Source organism: Bacillus sp. ABP14 (assembly GCF_001831375.1).
GTDB lineage: Bacteria > Bacillota > Bacilli > Bacillales > Bacillaceae_G > Bacillus_A > Bacillus_A paranthracis.
The window spans coordinates 4,314,623-4,336,348 of the sequence record NZ_CP017016.1; the positions used below are offsets into that span (position 1 = coordinate 4,314,623).

23 protein-coding genes and 1 other annotated feature are annotated in these 21,726 nt (G+C 38.0%); of the genes, 9 read left to right on the forward strand and 14 right to left on the reverse strand.

The window, feature by feature from the left end; translation table 11 throughout:
- Positions 1-87: 87 nt before the first annotated feature.
- The 6 genes from mbcS to BGI23_RS22490 all read right to left on the reverse strand — a co-directional run bounded on the left by mbcS (position 88) and on the right by BGI23_RS22490 (position 7,498).
- On the reverse strand, positions 88-1,674 hold the full coding sequence (gene mbcS, locus BGI23_RS22465) for an acyl-CoA synthetase MbcS (RefSeq protein ID WP_070806954.1): 1,587 nt from the start codon (positions 1,672-1,674) through the stop codon (positions 88-90).
- A gap of 252 nt (positions 1,675-1,926) precedes the next feature.
- Positions 1,927-2,124 (reverse strand): alpha/beta-type small acid-soluble spore protein, encoded by a 198-nt coding sequence (locus tag BGI23_RS22470; protein ID WP_000091639.1) that lies wholly within the window; start codon positions 2,122-2,124, stop codon positions 1,927-1,929.
- An 80-nt stretch (positions 2,125-2,204) separates the two neighbouring features.
- A complete protein-coding gene (gene thiI, locus BGI23_RS22475) occupies positions 2,205-3,419 on the reverse strand; it encodes a tRNA uracil 4-sulfurtransferase ThiI (RefSeq protein WP_070806955.1) in 1,215 nt (404 codons plus the stop codon).
- 6 nt (positions 3,420-3,425) lie between these two features.
- Positions 3,426-4,568: a cysteine desulfurase family protein gene (locus BGI23_RS22480; protein ID WP_000638965.1), complete on the reverse strand. Its 1,143-nt coding sequence runs from the start codon at positions 4,566-4,568 to the stop codon at positions 3,426-3,428.
- A 168-nt stretch (positions 4,569-4,736) separates the two neighbouring features.
- Positions 4,737-6,449 (reverse strand): septation ring formation regulator EzrA, encoded by a 1,713-nt coding sequence (gene ezrA / locus BGI23_RS22485; RefSeq protein WP_000377295.1) that lies wholly within the window; start codon positions 6,447-6,449, stop codon positions 4,737-4,739.
- A gap of 206 nt (positions 6,450-6,655) precedes the next feature.
- Entirely contained in the window at positions 6,656-7,498 is an 843-nt protein-coding gene (locus BGI23_RS22490; RefSeq protein ID WP_070806956.1) for a LysR family transcriptional regulator, read from the reverse strand.
- Between the two features lie 124 nt (positions 7,499-7,622).
- On the opposite strand from BGI23_RS22490, the gene BGI23_RS22495 reads away from it, so the two are divergent.
- Positions 7,623-8,567, forward strand: coding sequence for a DMT family transporter (locus tag BGI23_RS22495; RefSeq protein ID WP_070806957.1), 945 nt, complete (start codon positions 7,623-7,625; stop codon positions 8,565-8,567).
- 11 nt (positions 8,568-8,578) lie between these two features.
- Here BGI23_RS22495 and refZ read toward each other — a convergent pair whose 3' ends face one another.
- The gene (gene refZ / locus BGI23_RS22500) at positions 8,579-9,217 is read right to left on the reverse strand and encodes a forespore capture DNA-binding protein RefZ (RefSeq protein ID WP_070806958.1); all 639 of its coding nucleotides are present in this window, start codon (positions 9,215-9,217) and stop codon (positions 8,579-8,581) included.
- 147 nt (positions 9,218-9,364) lie between these two features.
- Between refZ and BGI23_RS22505 the strand changes: the two genes are divergently transcribed.
- The gene (locus tag BGI23_RS22505; RefSeq protein ID WP_000494335.1) at positions 9,365-9,844 is read left to right on the forward strand and encodes a GAF domain-containing protein; all 480 of its coding nucleotides are present in this window, start codon (positions 9,365-9,367) and stop codon (positions 9,842-9,844) included.
- Between the two features lie 61 nt (positions 9,845-9,905).
- On the opposite strand, the gene megL is transcribed toward BGI23_RS22505, so the two are convergent.
- Entirely contained in the window at positions 9,906-11,084 is a 1,179-nt protein-coding gene (gene megL, locus BGI23_RS22510) for a methionine gamma-lyase (protein WP_070806959.1), read from the reverse strand.
- 398 nt (positions 11,085-11,482) lie between these two features.
- On the opposite strand from megL, the gene rpsD reads away from it, so the two are divergent.
- From rpsD to BGI23_RS22525, 3 genes are all read left to right on the forward strand, one after another.
- Positions 11,483-12,085: a 30S ribosomal protein S4 gene (rpsD, locus tag BGI23_RS22515; protein ID WP_000135311.1), complete on the forward strand. Its 603-nt coding sequence runs from the start codon at positions 11,483-11,485 to the stop codon at positions 12,083-12,085.
- A gap of 197 nt (positions 12,086-12,282) precedes the next feature.
- Positions 12,283-12,672, forward strand: a complete 390-nt coding sequence (locus BGI23_RS28795) for a hypothetical protein (RefSeq protein WP_255369066.1) — start codon at positions 12,283-12,285, stop codon at positions 12,670-12,672.
- 17 nt (positions 12,673-12,689) lie between these two features.
- Positions 12,690-13,040 (forward strand): DUF6572 domain-containing protein, encoded by a 351-nt coding sequence (locus tag BGI23_RS22525; RefSeq protein ID WP_070806960.1) that lies wholly within the window; start codon positions 12,690-12,692, stop codon positions 13,038-13,040.
- A gap of 349 nt (positions 13,041-13,389) precedes the next feature.
- Here the strand turns inward: BGI23_RS22525 and BGI23_RS22535 are convergent, their stop codons facing one another.
- Complete coding sequence (locus tag BGI23_RS22535; protein ID WP_000050944.1) at positions 13,390-13,518, reverse strand: hypothetical protein; 129 nt, start codon at positions 13,516-13,518, stop codon at positions 13,390-13,392.
- A 149-nt stretch (positions 13,519-13,667) separates the two neighbouring features.
- On the opposite strand from BGI23_RS22535, the gene BGI23_RS22540 reads away from it, so the two are divergent.
- A complete protein-coding gene (locus BGI23_RS22540) occupies positions 13,668-13,970 on the forward strand; it encodes a YjdJ family protein (RefSeq protein ID WP_070806962.1) in 303 nt (100 codons plus the stop codon).
- Between the two features lie 77 nt (positions 13,971-14,047).
- On the opposite strand, the gene tyrS is transcribed toward BGI23_RS22540, so the two are convergent.
- The 5 genes from tyrS to acsA all read right to left on the reverse strand — a co-directional run bounded on the left by tyrS (position 14,048) and on the right by acsA (position 18,885).
- Positions 14,048-15,304 (reverse strand): tyrosine--tRNA ligase, encoded by a 1,257-nt coding sequence (tyrS, locus tag BGI23_RS22545; RefSeq protein ID WP_000512096.1) that lies wholly within the window; start codon positions 15,302-15,304, stop codon positions 14,048-14,050.
- A gap of 70 nt (positions 15,305-15,374) precedes the next feature.
- Positions 15,375-15,603: a binding site (T-box leader), on the reverse strand.
- A 76-nt stretch (positions 15,604-15,679) separates the two neighbouring features.
- Complete coding sequence (locus tag BGI23_RS22550) at positions 15,680-15,925, reverse strand: hypothetical protein (protein WP_044790659.1); 246 nt, start codon at positions 15,923-15,925, stop codon at positions 15,680-15,682.
- A complete protein-coding gene (locus BGI23_RS22555) occupies positions 15,906-16,451 on the reverse strand; it encodes an RNA polymerase sigma factor (RefSeq protein ID WP_070806963.1) in 546 nt (181 codons plus the stop codon). Before BGI23_RS22555 ends, BGI23_RS22550 begins: the two co-directional genes overlap by 20 nt.
- Entirely contained in the window at positions 16,432-16,887 is a 456-nt protein-coding gene (locus BGI23_RS22560) for a hypothetical protein (RefSeq protein WP_070806964.1), read from the reverse strand. The genes BGI23_RS22555 and BGI23_RS22560 overlap by 20 nt, the downstream gene beginning before the upstream one ends.
- 279 nt (positions 16,888-17,166) lie before the next feature.
- Entirely contained in the window at positions 17,167-18,885 is a 1,719-nt protein-coding gene (gene acsA / locus BGI23_RS22565) for an acetate--CoA ligase (RefSeq protein WP_000862042.1), read from the reverse strand.
- 176 nt (positions 18,886-19,061) lie between these two features.
- On the opposite strand from acsA, the gene acuA reads away from it, so the two are divergent.
- The 3 genes from acuA to acuC are packed head-to-tail and all read left to right on the forward strand — an operon-like array spanning position 19,062 to position 21,519.
- Positions 19,062-19,694, forward strand: a complete 633-nt coding sequence (gene acuA, locus BGI23_RS22570) for an acetoin utilization protein acetyltransferase AcuA (protein ID WP_000581383.1) — start codon at positions 19,062-19,064, stop codon at positions 19,692-19,694.
- Between the two features lie 17 nt (positions 19,695-19,711).
- Entirely contained in the window at positions 19,712-20,356 is a 645-nt protein-coding gene (locus BGI23_RS22575; protein ID WP_000634568.1) for an acetoin utilization AcuB family protein, read from the forward strand.
- Entirely contained in the window at positions 20,353-21,519 is a 1,167-nt protein-coding gene (gene acuC, locus BGI23_RS22580) for an acetoin utilization protein AcuC (RefSeq protein ID WP_083322797.1), read from the forward strand. The genes BGI23_RS22575 and acuC overlap by 4 nt, the downstream gene beginning before the upstream one ends.
- Positions 21,520-21,726 lie beyond the last annotated feature (207 nt).

Consider the following 21,726-nt stretch of genomic DNA (forward strand, 5'->3'; position numbering starts at 1 on the left):
TTTAATTTATAAAATCGAACTTGTGTTCGTTTTTATATTATCATTGTTTGCCATTTCATTCAACTATTTCCTTCACTGTTTTCAAATTTATTTTGACGGAATCTCCATCTCTTGTTTTCTAAGTTCAATACGGCGGATTTTTCCAGAAATCGTTTTTGGTAGTTCATCTACAAATTCAATTTTGCGAGGGTATTTATATGGTGCAGTAAGTTCTTTGACGTGTTGTTGGAGTATTGGAATTAATGTTTCTTCGTTCTTTTCTATATTCTCTCTTAATACGATAAATGCCTTCACGACACTTCCGCGAATTTCATCAGGACTTGCGACAACCGCACATTCTCTCACGTAAGGGTGCTTTACGAGCGCATCTTCTACTTCAAACGGTCCGATTGTATAACCAGAGCTAATAATAATATCATCACCGCGCCCTTCAAACCAGAAATAGCCGTCTTCATCTTTCTTTGCTTTATCACCGGTAATATAATAATCACCGCGGAATTGCATCGCTGTGCGCTCATCGTCTTTATAGTATTGTTTAAAGAGGGCTGGTGTTTCAATGTGAACCGCAATATCACCAACTTCGCCTACCCTTACCGGCATCCCTTCCTCATCTACAATATCAACGTGGTTGCCTGGCGTCGGTTTCCCCATTGATCCTGGTCTAATATCCATCCCTTTCATTACACCAACAAGCAATGTGTTTTCCGTTTGCCCATAGCCGTCTCTCACTGTAATATGAAAGTACTTTTGGAACGTTTCAATGACTTCTCTATTTAACGGCTCACCTGCGGATACAGCGCTATGTAACGCTTCTAAATTATACTGTCTTAAATCTTCTACCTTTGCCATTAATCTATACTCAGTCGGTGTACAACAGAGCACATTCACCTTATTATCGTCTAATAAGTTCAGGTACGTTTTCGGTTCAAACTTACCGTGATATACAAATCCTGTTGCCCCTGACCCTAGTGTTGCTAAAAACGGGCTCCAAATCCACTTTTGCCAGCCTGGACTAGCCGTTGCCCACACCACATCATTCTCTTCAATTCCGAGCCAATTTGGAGCGCTCGTACGTAAATGAGCGTATGCCCACGCATGTGTATGAACAACACCTTTTGGATTTCCTGTCGTTCCTGACGTGTAAGATAAAAAGACCATATCTTCTTTATCTGTCTTCGCCATTTCTAACATGTCACTCTCTGTTTCTAACGCTGTTTTTAAATTCATCCATCCATCTACTGACTGCTCGCTCAGAACGAATTTTTGAAGAGATTCCATCGCTTCTATATCATCAAACTGTCCAATGTACGGCTCATAACTTACGATTGCTTTTACTTCCCCGTGTCCAATGCGGTATTCAATATCCTTTTTGCGCAACATTTCCGAACTCGGAATTACGACAAATCCTGCTTTAATCGCAGCGATATACGTCATGTATGCTTCAATTAAACGCGGCATCATAATGAGGAGCTTGTCCCCTTTTTGCAGACCACTCTTTATAAAAGCGTTTCCAATTTTATTTGCACCTTTCATTAACTCAGCGTATGTAACTTCTCGTCGATTCCCTTTATCATCTTGCCAAATTAAAGCAAGCTTCTCTTTATCACCTGTATATTTCTCTATTTCAGAAACTAAATTATAAGACGGTGGTGCCAACAATTCCTCTCTCTTCATAAACATCCTCCTTTTTCTTTATGCCTCCCTTATATAATAAAGAATTTTCTGTCAATTTTGAACCCTCATCTTTTGACAAATTTTTTAGTTCTGTCGAATTGATAAATGAAATTATATCGACGATTTTTTAATATACCGTGTACAACTTGAAATATATCAACGAAAAATTGAATGCCTTACCGACAAATAGCGACACAACACAAAAAAGAAAGAGCGGGAGAACCCGCTCTTTCTAAGCCATCTTATATGAGATTATTTTTGGAAACCGCCTAATTGTTGCTCAGCTAGTGAAACTAGACGTTTAGTGATTTCACCACCAACAGAACCGTTAGCGCGAGCTGTTGCATCAGCTCCAAGTTGAACACCAAACTCTTGAGCGATTTCGTATTTCATTTGGTCTAATGCTGATTCAGCACCAGGAACCGCTAATTTATTTGTGCTACGTGACATGTTATATCACCTCCTTGTGAGTATAGAGTGTGATAAATAACATGACTTCATACACGGTTTATATATGGTAATTTATGGTTTTAGAAAAGTTCTTCAAACTTTTCTTCTTCCGCCACTACTTCAACTGTTTGTAATACCATTTGTTCTGTATTCGCTACAGCTTCATCGATTAATGGTGTGAAATCGTATTTCGCTTCGAAACGATTCGCTTTTTCACGCTTCGGCTTCGTCGCTGGGCTTGCTGGTGTGAATACTGTACAGCAGTCTTCGTATGGACGAATTGAAATATCATATGTGCCAATTTCTTCAGCGATTTTAATAATTTCTAATTTGTCCATCGTAATAAGCGGACGAATAACTGGATAGTTTGTTACTTCGTTAATCGTATGCATACTATCTAACGTTTGGCTTGCTACTTGTCCAAGACTTTCACCAGTCGTGATCGCAAGTGCGTTACGCTCCTCTGCGATACGCTCTGTAATACGCATCATCATACGGCGCATAACTGTCATTGAATAGCTAGATGGGATTTCTTTATTAATCGTTTTTTGCACTTCTGTAAATGGAACAAGGTGAAGTGTTACACGTTTACAGTATTTCGTTAACTCTTGTGCTAAATCGATTACTTTTTGTTTTGCGCGCTCACTTGTGAAAGGTGGGCTATGGAAGTGAACTGCTTCCACAGATACGCCGCGTTTCATCGTTAAGTACGCTGCTACTGGGCTATCGATACCACCAGAAAGAAGTACCATTACTTTTCCGCCAACACCAACTGGTAAACCGCCAGCTCCCATACGCTCATCGCACATAATATAGCTATAACCACTGCGAATTTCTACACGTACATTTACATCTGGATTATGAACATCTACAGTAATATCTTCTGTATTTTCTAGAATGTGTCCACCAATCTCAGGTAATAATTCCATCGTTCTCATTGGGAAATGCTTATAAGAACGGTGTACAGTAATTTTAAATGTTTTCACATCGCCTTTTACTTGTAAGAAAGCTGCTAATGCACCCTTTTTAATGTCTTCTAATTCTGATGGTACTTTCATCGCTAAGTTAAACTTATGAATACCAAATACATCTTTTAATCTTTCAGATACCGCTTCATGATCTTCGCCATTTAATTGGATGTACATACGGTCATGCGTTGCATCGATTTTAATATTTGGGAATTTTTTCAGTTTGAACTTCACGTTATCTTTTAATGTACTTACAAATTTAGAACGGTTCTTACCTTTAGTCGTCATCTCTCCATAACGAACTAAAATATATTCATATGTCATCATATTCCTTTACCTCATCACTTCATATAATTTTGGCATCGTCTCTTTCACAATACCTTCAAATTGCTTTACTTCTTCCATCGTGTTTTCTGGCGCCAAACTAATGCGAATAGCACTTGCAGCAGCGGCATGCGGTACTCCCATTGACACTAACACTCTGCTCACTTCATTTGCTTTTGAAGAACAAGCAGATTTCGTTGATACATATACACCGTGCTCTTCTAAAGCATGAACGACCACTTCTGGTTTTAAACCTACAAATGATACATTTAAAATGTGCGGTGCTGCATATGCAAGCGACGTATTAATCGTTACATCTTCCATCTCTTTAAAGAAACGAACAAGCTCTGCTTGTAAACTTTGCAAATGAGCTACCTTTTCTTTCACTTGCTCCATTGTCATGCGAAGTGCCTTCACCATCGCTACAATGCCAGGTAAGTTCTCTGTACCAGAGCGATACTTCAGCTCTTGTTGACCACCTGATAAAATTGGATCTAACCTTACGCCATCACGTACATAAAGAAGACCCGTTCCTTTTACACTGTGGAATTTATGTCCAGATATTGAGCAAAGATCAATATGAGAAGCGTATAAATTAAGCGGTACTTTTCCTATCCCTTGTACATGGTCCACATGGAATCTTATTTTCGGATAATTCGATAATAACGTTCCAATTTCAGCAACAGGCTGAATTGCTCCAGTCTCGTTGTTCACGTGAATAATTGACACAAGAATCGTATCTTCACGAAGCGCTCGTTTTACATCCTCTACCGATACAACACCATGCTCATTAACCGGTAAATATGTTACATCAAAACCGAGATCTTCTAATTGTTTATATGCTTCAAACACAGACGCGTGTTCAATATTTGTTGTAATGATATGTTTACCGCGCGAACGATTCCTCATCGCTATTCCTTTAATCGCAAGGTTATTCCCTTCCGTTCCACCTGATGTGAAAATAATTTCAGAAGGCTTAACGTGAAGAAGCTGCGCTGCAATTGTTCTTGATTGTGTTAATAGACGCTCTGCCTCTCCCCCAAGCGAATGAATAGAAGAAGGATTCCCAAAATATTTCCCCGCAACCGTTACGTACGATTGAAGAGCTTCTGGATATGGCTTTGTCGTCGCACTATTATCAAAATAGATCATCGTTCTTCCCCTTTCAGCGCTGTCACATCATATAATCATATCACAAATACGTGTCATTACGCTAAGACTACTCAAAGGTTCCGTTATATTTTAAAACGAATAACCTTACTGTATTCCGCTCTTCATTATAGCAACATCGCCTGCAAAATTACACAAAAAAACAAACCCTTATGAAAGGGTTTGTTCATTGTCTACATATTCAGCTATTTTTTGAACAACGCCAGGCTCAAGTTGCTCTAGTACAGAAGCCGCTTGTTCTAAAGCAGCATCGTATTGATATTCACGGAATAATTTCTCCGCGTAATTTAAGCTCTCTGCAAGGTTTTCATCATGACTGCGGTAACGATTACCGTATTGAATTAATTTTTCAACTAAATACGCTTGTCCAATTAACTCTTCTGTCATTTCAGCTACACCATTAACAGTTTTGTAAGCTTCTTCTAAACTACTATTTACAGCATTCATATTTAACGGCTTCACTTCTAATTGCTCATATACAGCTTGCATTGCCATTTGTCCTCTTTTTAAATCTTCCATAATGCTCTCTGGAAGCCCTGGCAAATTCGACTTTTGCATAAAGCGTTTCGTTTCGAAAATAGTATTTCGCATTTCTTGTAACTTCTCACGCGCTTCAAATTCTTCTTTACGCATCGTTTGCAGCATTTCTTTATATTCTGCATGAAGTACTTTTAATGTTTCACATTGCTCATAAATCTCTTCTAGTTCCTCACGAATAATAGAGAAGGCAATATCTTGTTCCGCAACGCGTAATTGCAGCATTTCAAAACGTTTCATTAAAATGTGCATTTGCTTTTCAATTACTTTTTGAGACTCAATGTCCTTATCTTGCAACTGATAGCTTTGTTTCACAAGCTGTGTTTCTGCTTTTGTTTCAATCGTTTCAATGCGAATTTCTTCTAAGTCTTCATAAACAGAAAGTGTTTTTTGCTCCACATAATGTCTCGCATGTACTTCTTGTTCTAGTTGATCATAGAAGCTATCTAAACTTGTTTTTAAGTTTTCTACTTTTTCAGCCGCTTCTGTTATGTGAAGCTCCTGTATATCCATTAAACATATTTGTAGTTGTTTCTTCATATCGCGAACTTCTTTAGGGATTTCCAAATACTCTAATACATAACCTTGTCTTACCATATCATTATGTCCGTGTAATAAATCTTCCAGCTGAACCGGTAACGTCGCTTGACACTCTACCAATAAATCTGGAATTTGGTGAATAATGATTTCTAAATCTGCTAAACCTTCTTCCAAACTAATAACAATTTCTCTCGCTTTTAAATAGTCACCATTATTTGTTGCTTCTTCAAAGGTTTTAAATTTCTCAGATTCAGCGTCTAGCATCTCTTCGATTTTCTGCTCTGCTGCTCCATACATATGTCTATGAGCAAGAACACTCTTCTTCATACTACGATATGTATCACGTAACCCTTCAATTTCCGAGCTATTTTTTTCATGGCTTTCTAACAATTGCTGTAATTCATTTAAAATGTCTGTAATACGATTATCAGCGTCATCTAAACCACTTATGGATTCATTCATCGCATGCTTTGCTTTTCGGAAGGAGAATTGCGAGGCGAATTTTCGCGCTTGCGCTAAATCTTTTTCAGCTTTCGGAATGGTTGTTGATACAATTTCATCCCATTCTTCACGCCATTTACCAAACAGTTCTTCTGTTTGACCCGTCATATTTAAATCTTTCACCCGTTTTAGTTCATCTGCCACAGGTTTATCTTTTATCTCTTGTTTCCACTGCTCAAGTGCTTCAATATCTTTATATGAACGATTTCTTATCACAAGCTCTATCATGAGCAGCACTAGAATAGAGCTTACTACAATGATAACGATCGTCAGGATAGAATCCATGCAAAAAAGCCTCCTAGTTATATCTCTTTTTTTGTCCGTTCCGTTTATGAAATGGAAGGCATTATGTATAAAAAGGGAATTCCCCTATATTTAACAACTAACAATGTACTAATCATACCATGTAATGGTTTGTTTTTGACCTAGTTTTTTTAAAATTTCATGTTTCTTTCAATGCAATTGTAATCTTTCTCAATATTCCGTTTGGATTACCTCTCCTCATCAAATGAATGCAGCAAAGGGCCTTCTTCCATATGAGATGCGAAATATATTTTACGTACAAGTGGCGGTTCAATAGAAATCGCATGCACATTTCCTTGCCTTACCGCTTGCTCTACTAATATTTCTGGAAGTAACGTGATGCCAAGTCCAGCACTGACCATCGCAAGCATCGGTTCTGCATAAGAAGTTTCAAATGCAATAATCGGTTTCGCACCTATCCCTTGAAACAGATTCGTAATCATTTTCCTTACATCGCAGATTTCTGGGTATACGATTAACTTTTCATTTTGCAAATCTTCCATTCGAATTACTGTTTTCTCTTTATAAAGATGATCATTTGAAACGACACACACAATTTTTTCTTCTCGTATTTCTTTTATACACGTAGCACCTTCTACTACTGAATCGATGAACATCGCTTCAATCTTCCGTTCTTTAAAAAGTCCTATCAGTACTTTCGTATGCTCAATTTTCCATTCTATTTCGAACCCGTCACCTAATATATCTTTACATTTTGCTATGTAATGTGCTGCTAAACTTGGCAATATCCCTATAGAAATGTTCCTCTTCTCTTGAAATTTCTTCATTTCGGCTTTCACTTCATGTATGTGTTCCAAAATCGGTAACATTCTTTTTATAAATAACTCTCCAGCCTCTGTTAACTCCACTCCTTGCGCGGAACGCTTCAGTAAAGTAACATCTAAATCCGCTTCCAACCTTTGAATTTGTTTACTAAGCGCCGGCTGAGAAATATGTAAAATCTTACTCGCCTTTGATAAACTTCGCGTATTCTTTACTTCAATAAACGATCGTACTGCCTCCAAATCCATCGTACACACCTCTAACAAAAAGTTATAACTGTCATAAAAAATCGATATTTCCTTCTATAAACAATTACTCTTTATACTTATTTCATCAACTTACTATAACGAAATGTAAAGGGGAAAGATACTCTTGGATAAAAAACAAATGCTACTTGGATCCCTCCTATGCTTACTTGCCGTAACTGCTTGGGGATTTATGTTTCCCGTTATGGCAAATGCCCTGCAGTTTATCGATCCGTTCTTCTTCACAACTATCCGGTACGGATCAGCAGCTATTATTTTTCTTATTCTGCTATTACTTACCGAAGGGACAAAGTCACTCCGCTTAGAAAAGAAAACACTTTCGTTACTCTTTTACGGAACAGTCGGTTTCGCAGGATATGGTTTTCTCATTTTTTACGGTCAACAACTTACCGGACCTGCTGGAGCCATCCATGCCGCGATGATTCAATCTCTTATGCCACTCATCGCTTTATTATTGCAGTGGATAACAAAAAACAAACGCCCACAAAACTACACCTTCCTTTGTATGTTCGTTGCATTTCTCGGTGTTATGCTTGTCATTTCAAAAGGAAATATGCACTTATTATTTGGAGCTGCCAGTCACCTTTCAACAAATATACTTATGCTATGCGGCGTTACTTGCTGGGTCATTTACACGAACGGTGGTGCTCGTTTTCAATCTTGGTCCCCACTTAGGTACACGACGTTAACTTGTTTATTCGGCTCAATTTCACTCATCGTTATTGTCACCTTCTTCACTTATACAAACATAGTTACTGTGCCGTCACTTCGTACAATTATGAGTGTTCGTTTTGAACTCTTGTATATGTCGATTATTGCGGGTGTTATCGCTGTATTTTGCTGGAACACAGGAAATCGCTACATTTCATCCATTAACGGCATATTATTTATGAATTTAGTTCCTGTACTTGCACTTATCGGTTCCATCTTTCGAGGGTATACAGTCGACAAAGTTGAAATTGCCGGAGCCTCATTAACAATTATCGCGCTATTATGCAACAATGTATGGCAAAGAAAAGAAAGCACAAAAATCCCCACCTCAGTTCGTTAGGTGGGGATTTCTCACATATGAACAGCTCTTGGCCATTCCTGATATATATTCGTTATACATAACGTTTGTTCCATCCATTGTTCAATTTCTTTCGTGTACATTTCTAAGAAAAATGTCTCAGACGGAAAAGAATGCAGCACTTCTGATATATATTGCGGATATAAAAACGGCATATTCATCATGCCTTTTAGTTGCGTCATAAACATTGTAAAAGATACCTTCTTAAACTCTCGTTTCATTTGTCCTTGCTTTATGATTTGCTCTATATAATATCTTTCTTTAGAAAAATAAATCGTCATCACTTCGCGAATTAATGTCGTATCCAGTGAAAGCTCTCGGTAGAAGAAGCGTGTCAGTTCCCTATTTTCAAATTGATATCGTAAAATCCCGCGCACCATTTGTACCATCACATCTTTAGCCGACAAATATTCCCTCTGTTCAAAGGACGTTTCAATCACATGAATATACCCTTCTAAAAAATCCGTAATAAGCTGCTCTAATAGGCCTTGCTTTCCAGCAAAATAATATGAAATATTCGCTACATTCACATCCGCTCGCTTTGCAATGTCTCGCACCGACGTTCCATCATACCCTTTCGTGTTAAACAACGATATTGCCGCATCGATTACTTTTTGTTTCGTCTGTTTCATGCGCTCACTTCCTCTCACTGAACAGCTATAGTGTAAATTTCTTGACTTTTAAGACAAATTCCTTTAATTTTCTATCGACAAAGTCATGTGAAATACATCGTATTTTGCTAATATTTTACACATCTCGATAAAAAAGGAGCTGTTTCCATGTTTACTAAAGAAAGTTATGCAGGATCTCGCGTGCAGCAATATGAGACAGTAATAAAACAACTGGATGCATTATTAACTGGCGAATCAAACGTAGTCGCAAACTTATCAAATGCGTCCGCATTATTAAACCAATTTTTAGATCGCGTTAATTGGGTTGGCTTTTACGTAACAGAAGGAAATCAGCTTGTTCTTGGACCATTCCAAGGAATGCCTGCTTGCGTGCGCATTCCATTTGGACGAGGCGTTTGCGGCGTTGCAGCTGAAACGAAAACAACGCAGCTTGTAGCAGACGTCCACCAATTCCCAGGGCATATCGCTTGCGACAGTGCTTCAAATTCAGAAATTGTCGTACCGATTATTAAGGATGGGAATGTCATTGGTGTACTTGATATTGATAGTCCTGAAAAAAATCGTTTCGACGAAGTAGATCAGCGCTATTTAGAAAAGTTTGTGGAAACACTCCTGAAACATATGTAACAAAAAAGAGCCAGTTATCGATTAAGTACATGACGTACAAAACCGATAGCTGGCTCTTTTTTTATTGATTACTAACAGTAGATATTTTCTTTAACGCTTGCTCTAAATCAGAAACGATATCCTCCCACGATTCTAAACCGACAGATAAACGTATTAAATTATCATAAATGCCCATTTCTTGTCTTAACTCAGCTGGAATCGCAGCGTGCGTCATCGTTGCCGGGTGCTGAATTAACGTTTCTGTATCTCCTAAACTTACCGCAATTGTAATAAAGTGAAGGTCATTAATAAACGCCTGCGTCTCTTCTTTCCCGCCTTTAATTGAAAAAGATATAACGCCGCCCCCACGTTTCATTTGGCGAGATGCTAACTCTCCTTCTGGGTACCAAACACCTTCTACCGCATCATGATTTTTTAGGAACGATACAATTTTTTCTGCATTATCACAATGGCGGTCCATTCTTACCGCTAGTGTCTTTAATCCGCGTAACAATAACCACGCATCAAACGGTGCCATAATACCGCCGATATCTTTTCGCATCGGGCGAATTTTTTCAGCTAACGCTTTCGTTTTACAAATTGTTACACCCGCCACAACATCACCGTGACCACCAATATATTTTGTCGCACTATGAACAACGGCGTCACAGCCAAGTTCAAGCGGTCTTTGTAAATAAGGTGAACAAAACGTATTGTCAACAATGACAAGTAAACCATTTCGCTTCGCAACCCGAATCACTCGTTTTAAATCAATTAATTTCATTGTCGGATTAATCGGTGTTTCAACGAAAATAAGCTTTGTATTTGGGCGAATTTCATTTTCAATATCAGCCTCTGTCTCCATATCACAAAACGAATGCGTAATCATAAATTTTTCTTCCAACACTTCCAAAAAGCCGTATGTGCATCCGTATAATCCATTTGAACAAATAATATGATTTCCAGCTTTTAGAAAACCAATTAACGTTGCGGAAATAGCTGCCATACCGGATCCGAAAGCAAGCGCTTCTTCTCCTCCTTCTAACACCGCCATACGTTCTTCAAATAATTTCACAGTCGGATTTCCAAGTCTTGAGTAAATATAAGATGGATCCACTCCCGCAAAACTCGCCTCTCCTTGCTGCGCAGTCTCAAATGTAAATGTAGACGTTTGAAATAAAGGCGGTGTTAAACTTCCTTTATGTTCCTCTGATGTATAACCGTGATGAATTAACGCTGTCTCCATATGCTTCTTTTTCATAAAAACATCCCCTTTTATGTTTTTATTGCCGCATATTCATCAACAAAAATTTGATGAACGTTTTTACTACATTTTATGTAAGCGTTTTATTTGTGTTTCTATCTCTTCTTTTATATCGTTTTAAATTCCTTCTTGTTCATTTCCAAAATTTATATGCATAAAACAAAAACGTACTCGCTTGACGAAACTCTGGGTAAAAGATATAATAGCGTTTGTGTAAAATAAAAAGGCAGCCTTGTAATGTGAGTTTATCGTTTGTATTTTGTTCCTCTACGGAGGTGTATCTCGTAACTCCCTGCTGCTGGAGCGAAGGTACATGAAAACAAAATGCCCGTAAATATCGATTACGTCTGTTTTTATTTTACGTAAATAAAAACATTTTAAAGGAGGAGTCAACTATGGCTCGTTATACAGGTCCAGCTTGGAAACTGTCTCGTCGTCTTGGAATCTCTCTAAGCGGCACAGGAAAAGAATTAGAAAAACGCCCTTACGCACCAGGTCCTCACGGTCCTAACCAACGTAAGAAACTTTCAGAATACGGTTTACAATTACAAGAGAAACAAAAACTTCGTCACATGTACGGCATGACTGAGCGTCAATTCCGTCGCACATTTGACCAAGCAGGTAAAATGCCTGGTAAGCACGGCGAAAACTTCATGATCCTTCTTGAAGCTCGTCTTGACAACTTAGTTTACCGTATGGGCTTAGCTCGCACTCGTCGTGCAGCTCGCCAATTAGTAAACCACGGTCACATCATGGTTGATGGCGCTCGCGTAGATATCCCATCTTACCGTGTAAAACCTGGTCAAACTATCAGCGTTCGCGAAAAATCTAACAACCTTGTTGTTGTTAAAGAAGCGATCGAAGTTAACAACTTCGTACCAGAATACTTAACTTTCGATGCTGACAAATTAGAAGCTACTTACACTCGTCACGCTGAGCGTGCTGAGTTACCAGCTGAAATCAACGAAGCATTAATCGTAGAGTTCTACTCTCGTTAATCTCGGTACTCTGAAAAGAGTCGTATTAAAAGCCTTAGGAACCTTGTTTATCAAGGGGCCTGGGCTTTTTTTATTTTATTTAACAATGCAAGATAAGGCATAAAAAAGAATGTAATTGGGGCCACAATAAAAAAAGCTGGCGTGTATATAGAGATGGGTAAGTATCAAAAAGCAGATACTAAAAGGAGCTACTTATTTTGAAACAAAACTTCATCAAAATTCATCTTCATATACATGACTTTCAAACATTAAAATTGTTATTAGAAGAAATAATACAAGACGAAATAGAATTGTTTGAAGGGTTTTCTAAATATACTTTACATATTTCATCTAAAGAATCTAAAATAACTATTAACCTTAGAAGTGAGCTTTTTCCAAAACCATATTTAGCAATTGGTAAAAAAAATAGTAAAATTAATTTATATGAAGCAAAAGCTTCCTTAACCGCACCTTTAACAAAAAATCAAAAAGCAGCTTTCCCTGAAATCGAAAAGTATGGAGCTATTGTAAAAGGGAAAGGGAAACCACCTTTAGTTGGTGGGACTGAAATACCGCCATCTAAAGTCGAAGTTGTACGTAAACAATAGAGAAGGAGTTGTGATATATGTCTTTAAGAGAATTAGAACAAATAGACTTATTAGCCGTTGAAAAAGAAACAGGATATGTTCATCTTATTATTGCTGATGAAGAGGATTGGTCAGACGAAGAAGAACACGTATCTTTATTGATAGAGAAGATTTATGCCTACTTAGGAGTTATTGAAAGTGGAGCGATATATGAAATGTACCCTGATGCTAAGGGCCGACAATTTGTTATTAGCATACACAGAAAATATCGTTGTACTGAGTACGGTGAAGAGTTTTTTGAAAAGACTGAGGAAATAGTTATGAAAGCTGGATACGGTTTCCAATATATACATAAACCCCATGAAGAAGGCAACACTTTAGCAAAATAAAAACATTTAAGTCACACTCACACACGAGCTGTGGCTTTTATTATGTAGTATTTATAAATTCCCCTAGACATTCCCCCCCCTATCCTCATAATACATGCGATGCATGTATTATGAGGATAGGGCCTTCGAGGAGGTACCTCCACAATGTATAGAATTTGCATACAAAAACCAAAATGACTGCCGATAACTTTAGTTATGTAAATACCAACATTCAACTAGCTCTTTTATTAATATTTGTACAAGAAACTATTAAAAATAATATGTGCATACCAAAAAGAAGGTATCTCCAAAAGACCATTTTCACTGACTTTTTTGGACACCTTCTTTTTTCGTTATATATAAAATAAAATTATTTATTTTCCTCTTTCTGAACATATACATAAGCATCTTTCTGCTCTTTATGTACATCCACCTTCGAATTCTCTGCAAGCTGACCCGCGTTTAGCAAAGAAAAAATAATAAGCGCTTCTAGTGACATTTCGTTTTACCACTCCTTTCTAGTTGTTATACATTTATCATACCGCTTACATGTGATTTCCGTATGAACTCGAAAAGGAGATTACAACAAAAAGGTTACAGAACTATGAATGCACGCTATAATAACCATTAAATAGGAGGTGGACTCTTTTGACAATAAACCAAATGGTTCAATTAGGTAGTGCATGTATGTTGTTTATTACTTCCGCGCTTATTAATTGGTATCAGGGGAGTAATTTGATAGATGATCCCGATGAATGGAAATATAGCGCTAAGTTTACGAATTATTTTAAAGGCAGCGTTTCAAATTACGAAGATATTTATCAAATCGATTTCTTTATATATGCAGCAAAATTTTATCCAACAGCATTTATCGTTATGCTCATTAGCTTACTTTATATGCTTATATTAATTCTTTATACTCTATTTAAAAGAAAAGATCCGGCGATTTAAATCCATACATAAAAACCCCGAATCATAGACTTTTCAACCTACAATTCGGGGTACTATTTGTTTATATTCGTTTCTGATTAGTAACGAATTAAGAAATATTTCTTTTTACCGCGGCGAATGATTGTGAATTTACCTTCGATGCGGTCTTTTTCTGTTACAACGTAGTCTAATGCTTGTGTACGCTCACCGTTTACGTAGATTGCGCCGTTCGTTACATCTTCACGTGCTTGACGTTTTGATGGAGAGATTTTGCTTTCTACAAGTAAATCGATTAATACTGTATCTTCTGCAGTGCGTTCTACAGATGGTACGTCTTTGAATCCTTGCTCGATTTCGCTTGCAGTCAATTCTGCTACAGAACCGCTGAATAATGCAGCTGAAATTTTAATCGCTTGCTCTAATGCTTCTTCGCCGTGAACAAGTTTTGTCATTTCTGCACCTAATGCTTTTTGTGCTGCACGTTTTTCTGGTGCTTCAGCTACTTGTTTCTCAAGCTCAAGAATTTCTTCATGAGATAAGAATGTGAAGTATTTTAAGTATTTAACAACGTCGCGGTCATCTGTGTTAATCCAGAATTGGTAGAACTCGTAAGGAGTTGTTTTCTCTGGGTCTAACCAAATTGCGCCGCCCTCTGTTTTACCAAACTTCGTACCGTCAGATTTTGTAACAAGTGGAATTGTTAAACCGAATGCTTTCGCATCTTCTTCTGATTTACGGATTAATTCAAGACCAGCTGTAATGTTACCCCATTGATCACTACCACCGATTTGTAGGCGGCAATTATGGTGTTGGTATAAGTTTAAGAAGTCGTATGATTGTAAAATCATATAACTAAACTCAGTAAATGAAATACCAGTCTCTAAACGAGATGCTACTGTATCTTTTGCTAACATATAGTTTAAACCGAAGTTTTTACCGATATCGCGTAAGAATGAAATGACATCTAAGTTACCAAGCCAGTCATAGTTGTTAGCCATTGTTGCTGGGTTTTCCACGTTTTCGAACTCTAAGAAGTTTGAAAGTTGGTTTTTAATGCTTTCTGTGTAGTAAGCAACTGTATCTTTCGTATTTAATGTACGCTCTGCTTTTTTACCACTTGGATCACCAATCATACCAGTACCACCGCCAACAAGTGCGATTGGTTGGTGACCAGCTAATTGGAAACGACGTAACATTAATACTGGTAACATATGACCGATGTGTAAGCTATCCGCTGTCGGGTCGAAACCACAGTATAATTTAACGCTTTCTTTTTCTAATAATTGCTCAAGGCCCTCAGCATCTGTTTGCTGATTAATTAGACCGCGAAATTCAAGATCTTGTAAAATACCCATATCCTACATACTCTCCTTTAAGTTCATTACTGGCGTGAAGGTTGAAAACATAAAAAAATCGCCCCTTCAAATAAGGGACGATTTTGATTATCGCGTTACCACCCTAGTTGCAGACCAAAATAGCCTACCACCTTATTTACATAACGGCTTAGCACCGTCTCTTCCCTTTTGAATACAATTCAATCGAAAAAAGATGCTCTAGGGGCGTAATTCGCGATCATCTATGTGCTGATTTTCACCGGCCATCAGCTCTCTAAAACAGGGAAATGATCACTACTTCTCCCTTTCCACGCTCAATTATTCATATACTTTTCTTTATACCATCATTTATATAGGCGTGTCAAATAAGGTCGGGTTTCTCTTCTTGCCAATCCTTTACAACGTCGCAAAGAGTATCGTAATAAGAGAAAGAATTGGAACCCCAATTAATAACGATACATGAAACACAACCGATAAATCATTCCCAATCGTCGCCTCTACAGGATCTTTCGCTGGAGAACCAAGAAATCCGATTAATCGATCGAAGCGACTTACCGTTTTCGGAAAGTCGGGTACTTCTACATGGTCACTATCTAAATGCTGTCTTAATTTATATTCACTCTTAAAGGGATTTTCGCTCAATTTCATCCACCTCCAGCAATTGTTTCAATTTCTTTATCCCGTTATGGAGTCTCGATTTCACTGTTCCAATCGGAATGTTTAATATCTCCGCAATCTCTTTTTGCTGCATATCATGATAATAAGAAGGAATGAGGACAGCTCGCTGTTCTTCCGGAACTTTCAAAATTGCTTCTCTTACTGTAAGCCGATCTTCGTGAGAAAATTCTTTTTCCGGAATCGGCACTAAAAATGGCAAAAGCGTACGCCACTTTTTTCTTCTATTTAATTTATTAATCATAAGGCGATAACCGATTTGAAATAAATACGTTTTTATTTTTCCTTTTTCAAGTTCATACATATGTTTCTTTCGTTCTAACGTCAAAAACGTATCTTGCACAAGGTCGATACTCAATTGTTCATCTCGATTAAATCGATATAAAAATGTGTATAGCGCTGGTTTGATTAAAACATATAGTTTTTCCCCAGCCTGCTTATCTCCCTTTTGATACGCAAGCATGAGCTCTTCTTCACTCCCAATCTGCGCCATGATTTTTGATCTCCTTTATTCCTTTTAACGTTAATGAAATGCGGGAAATTAAATAGCAGCTTGCGACAATAATCCATACTTGTGATTGATTCGTAAAAAATTGAACATATGGGTTTTCGATTGTCTCGCCGGTTGAAACTAAAAAGTTTAATGCTTGCACACATATGCATGCATACACTGCAAGACAAACCGAAATCGTATCAAATACATTCCAACGAAAGTACACTTTTGTTTTTGTAAAATCAATTTTATATCCTTTTTTCCGTACTATATGTTTTCTATCAAACGAAATAATGATGGAAAACATAACAATCATCATAACTCCAGCTGTAATCATCGACACTTTAAATCCGATTGGCATCGGTAATAGTAAACCACAAGAAAATACGGCTATAATTCCAATTAAAGCAAAAGTAAGAAGTAATTTATTAGACATATAAAAAGCCTCCCTCATCTATTGTTTCATAAATGTATACAGACGAGGAAGGTACTTCGTTCAAATATTATTTTATTTTTTTATAATCTTTGCAGGATTTCCGCCAACTACTACATGATCTGACACATCTTTTCATACAACTGGATCAGTCGGTATATATATTTCTCCTAGTATCATTTTTTTCTTTTTCTGTTTTCATTTTCTTCCCTCTTTATATGTAGGTTAAAGAGAGAAGAAAAAAGAAAGGTCTGAACGCTATTTCGTTCAGACCTTTCTCTCTTAATCTTCCATCGTTGATAAGTCACCTGTTGGTAAGTTTAACTCCCACGCTTTTAATACGCGGCGCATAATTTTACCGCTTCTCGTTTTCGGTAATTTGTCTCTAAATTCAATTTGTCTTGGCGCTGCATGAGCTGCTAGACCTTTCTTTACAAATTGACGAATTTCTTCTTTTAATTCTTCAGATGGTTCGTAACCTGCACGAAGCGCGATAAATGCTTTAATAATTTCGCCGCGCACCGGATCAGGAATACCAATTACACCAGCTTCTGCAACAGCAGCATGCTCGATTAATTTACTTTCTACTTCAAACGGACCAACGCGCTCGCCTGATGTCATAATTACATCGTCAATACGCCCTTGGAACCAGAAGTATCCATCCTCGTCCATATAGGCAGAATCACCTGATACGTACCAATCGCCTGGCATGAAGTAAGACTCATACTTTTGCTTGTTATTCCAAATTCCGCGCATCATCGCTGGCCAACCTTTGCCAATTGCTAAGTTACCCATTGTGTATGGAGGCACTTCATTTCCTTCATTATCAACAATCGCTGCTTTTACACCTGGAATTGGTTTCCCCATTGAACCTGGACGGATTTCCATACAAGGGTAGTTACAAATAACTTGTCCACCTGTTTCTGTCATCCACCACGTATCATGAATACGAAGTCCAAATGCGTTCATACCCCAGCGAATTACTTCTGGATTTAACGGTTCACCAACGCTTAACACGTGGCGCACTTGTGATAAATCATATTTTTTAATTGCATCTTGTCCAGCACCCATTAACATGCGAAATGCTGTTGGTGCGCTATACCAAACTGTTACACCGTAATCTTGCAGTGCTTCATACCAAGCTTCTGGACTAAATCGTCCGCCTAAAATAACGTTTGATGCTCCGACTAACCACGGCGCGAAAATACCGTAAGCTGTTCCAGTTACCCAGCCCGGGTCAGCTGTGCACCAATATACATCGTCTTCTTTTAAATCTAGCACCCACTTCGCCGTTTGATAGTGCTGCACCATTGCATTTTGTGCATGAAGCACACCTTTTGGCTTACCAGTAGAACCAGACGTATAATGTAAAATTAAACCGTCTTCGCGTCCTAACCATTCAATATGTAATTCTTTTGAAGCTTGTTCAAATAAAGGATTGAATGCTACCGTTTTACCGCCTTCTTCTACATGATCTCCAACAAGAAAGACTGTTTTTAAAGCAGGTAAATCATTTAATGGTACACGCTCTAACAATTCAGGTGTTGTAATTAACACTTTTGCTTCGCTATCTTCTAAACGATCGCGAACTGCGCCTTCCATAAATGCTTCAAATAGCGGACCAACAATTGCTCCCAACTTCACTGCACCAAGAAGTGCGAAATATAACTCTGGGGAACGCGGCATAAAAATAAAAACGCGATCGCCTTTTTCTACATCGCCATAATTTTTCAGGACGTTTCCTGCTTTATTAGAAAAATCCTTCATTTCCTTAAATGTATACTTCTCTTTTCGCGATCCATCTTGATAATAAAGGGCTACTTTATTCTTTCGATCGGATTTCGCATGCTTATCAATTGCCTCATACGCCATATTTACTCGGCCTGTTTCATTCCAAGTAAAGTTTTTATTAACCTCTTCCCAGTTAAAATTCGCGTATGCCTCATCATAATTCGGCAAATTATTTTCTCCTTTAATGACAGGAAGCGTTTCTACTTTCATACTTTACATCCCCCTCCTATGTATTCTATTATCTATTATAATAACATTATTTAAAATTTTCAGTATATTTGTTGATTTTTAGACAAATTTTTAATGACAAATTTCGATTCACATCGCATATATTATAAAGTACGATATGAATAGATTCACAAACCCTCAAGGTGGTGAGCAATACATTGATTCATAAAAAAATATATAATGCTAGAAACTTAAAAACAGCGAAAGGCACTTTAATTATTGAAGGGCCTGTCTCTACACATAACTTAGAAATGTATGAATTTCATCCAGACTTAATTGCGTTTCGTCCTGCCGAGCAACAATATAAAGCAATTGTCGAAATTTCTAAATTGCCAGAAGCTCGTCTCATTATTGCTAGACATGACCAAACGATTGTTGGATATGTTACATACTTGTATCCTGATCCACTTGAACGATGGTCAGAAGGAAAGATGGAAAACTTAATTGAACTTGGGGCGATTGAAGTTGTCCCTGCCTTTCGCGGTTGCGCTGTCGGAAAAAACTTATTAGAAGTTTCAATGATGGACGACCATATGGAAGATTACATTATATTGACGACTGAATATTATTGGCACTGGGATTTAAAACAAACTGGCTTAAATGTTTGGGAGTATCGAAAAGTAATGGAAAAAATGATGAATGCAGGTGGCTTACAATGGATGGCTACAGATGATCCTGAAATTTGTTCGCATCCTGCTAACTGTTTAATGGTCCGCATCGGTAAACGCGTTGATACGGATTCTATTCAAGCATTTGATCGTCTACGTTTTCACAATCGTTTTATGTATTAATAAAGGGGGCAACTGGAATGATTGTAGAAGAAATTATGAATCAAGATGTGGTGACACTACACCCAAACGATACAATCGAAACAGCAATCCGAACGATACGCACGAAAGGCATTCGGCACATTCCAATTGTCGATCAAAATAATCATGTCGTAGGCATTATTTCTGATCGGGATGTAAGAGATGCAAGTCCGTCTATTTTAGATGAACAAGTTTCACTCGATATGCTGAAGCAACCACTTGAACTCATTATGAAACATCCTGTTATGACTTGCCATCCTCTCGATTTCGTTGAGGAAATTGCTACTTTATTTTTTGAAAATAAAATTGGCTGTCTTCCTGTTACAAAGGCTGGAAAGTTAGTTGGAATTATTTCTGAATCTACTGTGCTACACACGTTAGTGAAATTAACAGGAGCACATCAACCGAGTTCACAAATTGAAATTCAAGTAAAAAACGAACCTGGTATTCTCGGGAAAGTCGTTGCCATTTTTAGTGAGTTACAAATCAATATCGTGAGCGTTCTCGTCTATCCAGCAAAAGATGAGAATGATAAAGTACTCGTTTTCCGCATCCAAACGATGAATCCGCTAAAAGTGATTGATGCACTTGAGGCAGAAGGCTACCGCGTATTATGGCCGAACATTATGGGGATGCAAGCATGAGTAGCGCGTTTATTTATTCGGATGACTTTCGGGGCTATTCATTTAGCCCCGATCATCCTTTTAACCAACTGCGCGTCACACTTACGTATGATTTATTACAAAAGGGCGGTTTCATCTCTCCTTCTCAAATCATCTCACCACGGATGGCTACAGATGAAGAGATTGCCTACATTCATACAGAGGAGTACATAAATGCGGTAAAACGTGCTGGAGAAGGAAAGTTAGAAAAATCAATTGCGATGACATATGGACTCGGAACAGAAGATACACCGATGTTTCCAAATATGCACGAAGCAAGTGCATTACTCGTTGGCGGTACATTAACAGCTGTTGACGCTGTTCTTTCTGGAAAAGTAAAGCACGCGCTTAACTTAGGAGGTGGCTTACATCACGGTTTCCGCGGCAAGGCATCTGGCTTTTGTATTTATAACGACAGTTCCATCGCAATGAAATATATTCAGAAGAAATACGGTTTACGCGTTTTATATATTGATACAGATGCTCATCACGGTGATGGTGTACAGTGGTCCTTTTATGACGATCCTAACGTATGCACCATTTCACTACATGAAACTGGTCGATATTTATTCCCTGGAACTGGCGCTGTAAACGAACGCGGACAAGGTAATGGCTATAGTTATTCTTTTAACGTTCCACTCGATGCTTTTACAGAAGACAAATCGTTTTTAGATTCCTATCGAACTGTCGTAAGAGAAGTGGCCGCATACTTTAAACCGGATATTATTTTAACGCAAAATGGTGCTGACGCACATTATTACGACCCACTTACACACCTTTGCGCAACGATGAATATTTACCGCGAGATACCGAAGCTCGCTCGCGAAATCGCTAACGAATATTGCGAAGGTCGCTGGATTGCTGTCGGCGGTGGTGGTTATGACCACTGGCGCGTCGTCCCAAGAGCTTGGGCACTCATTTGGCTCGAAATGAACAACATCCAAAACATCTCAGGTTATCTCCCTCCAGAATGGATTGACGCTTGGAAAGGACAAGCAGAAACAGAACTTCCCCTCACATGGGAAGATCCAGACAACATGTATAAACCTATCCCCCGCAAACCAGAAATTGAAGAAAAGAACGCATTAACTGTAGCGAAATCCCTTGAAATTATTCGGAATAATATGAAAAAATCTTTGTACTAAAAGAAAAGGAGGCTCGTTTTTGAATAGCCTCCTTTTCTTTATTGTCGATTTCTGTCGGTAAGTCGATATATTTTAATAATCGCTGATATATTTCGAGTTGCGCCGATATATTTTGATAATCGCTGATATATTCCGAGTTGCGCCGATATATTCTAATAATCGCTGATATATTTTTATGTACTAACGGATTTTATGAGGAAAGGTCGT

What these genes read in the sequence shown, in the direction of transcription:
- ezrA (WP_000377295.1), bottom strand. Translation starts at nt 6,449, where the DNA reads ATGGATTCTATCCTGACGATCGTTATCATTGTAGTAAGCTCTATTCTA.
- BGI23_RS22490 (WP_070806956.1), bottom strand. Translation starts at nt 7,498, where the DNA reads ATGGATTTGGAGGCAGTACGATCGTTTATTGAAGTAAAGAATACGCGA.
- mbcS (WP_070806954.1), bottom strand. Translation starts at nt 1,674, where the DNA reads ATGAAGAGAGAGGAATTGTTGGCACCACCGTCTTATAATTTAGTTTCT.
- refZ (WP_070806958.1), bottom strand. Translation starts at nt 9,217, where the DNA reads ATGAAACAGACGAAACAAAAAGTAATCGATGCGGCAATATCGTTGTTT.
- BGI23_RS22535 (WP_000050944.1), bottom strand. Translation starts at nt 13,518, where the DNA reads ATGTCACTAGAAGCGCTTATTATTTTTTCTTTGCTAAACGCGGGTCAG.
- BGI23_RS22555 (WP_070806963.1), bottom strand. Translation starts at nt 16,451, where the DNA reads ATGGCGCAGATTGGGAGTGAAGAAGAGCTCATGCTTGCGTATCAAAAG.
- BGI23_RS22470 (WP_000091639.1), bottom strand. Translation starts at nt 2,124, where the DNA reads ATGTCACGTAGCACAAATAAATTAGCGGTTCCTGGTGCTGAATCAGCA.
- tyrS (WP_000512096.1), bottom strand. Translation starts at nt 15,304, where the DNA reads ATGGGTATTTTACAAGATCTTGAATTTCGCGGTCTAATTAATCAGCAA.
- megL (WP_070806959.1), bottom strand. Translation starts at nt 11,084, where the DNA reads ATGAAAAAGAAGCATATGGAGACAGCGTTAATTCATCACGGTTATACA.
- acsA (WP_000862042.1), bottom strand. Translation starts at nt 18,885, where the DNA reads ATGAAAGTAGAAACGCTTCCTGTCATTAAAGGAGAAAATAATTTGCCG.
- BGI23_RS22575 (WP_000634568.1), top strand. Translation starts at nt 19,712, where the DNA reads ATGATTGTAGAAGAAATTATGAATCAAGATGTGGTGACACTACACCCA.
- BGI23_RS22505 (WP_000494335.1), top strand. Translation starts at nt 9,365, where the DNA reads ATGTTTACTAAAGAAAGTTATGCAGGATCTCGCGTGCAGCAATATGAG.
- acuC (WP_083322797.1), top strand. Translation starts at nt 20,353, where the DNA reads ATGAGTAGCGCGTTTATTTATTCGGATGACTTTCGGGGCTATTCATTT.
- BGI23_RS22480 (WP_000638965.1), bottom strand. Translation starts at nt 4,568, where the DNA reads ATGATCTATTTTGATAATAGTGCGACGACAAAGCCATATCCAGAAGCT.
- BGI23_RS22560 (WP_070806964.1), bottom strand. Translation starts at nt 16,887, where the DNA reads ATGTCTAATAAATTACTTCTTACTTTTGCTTTAATTGGAATTATAGCC.
- rpsD (WP_000135311.1), top strand. Translation starts at nt 11,483, where the DNA reads ATGGCTCGTTATACAGGTCCAGCTTGGAAACTGTCTCGTCGTCTTGGA.
- BGI23_RS22525 (WP_070806960.1), top strand. Translation starts at nt 12,690, where the DNA reads ATGTCTTTAAGAGAATTAGAACAAATAGACTTATTAGCCGTTGAAAAA.
- thiI (WP_070806955.1), bottom strand. Translation starts at nt 3,419, where the DNA reads ATGATGACATATGAATATATTTTAGTTCGTTATGGAGAGATGACGACT.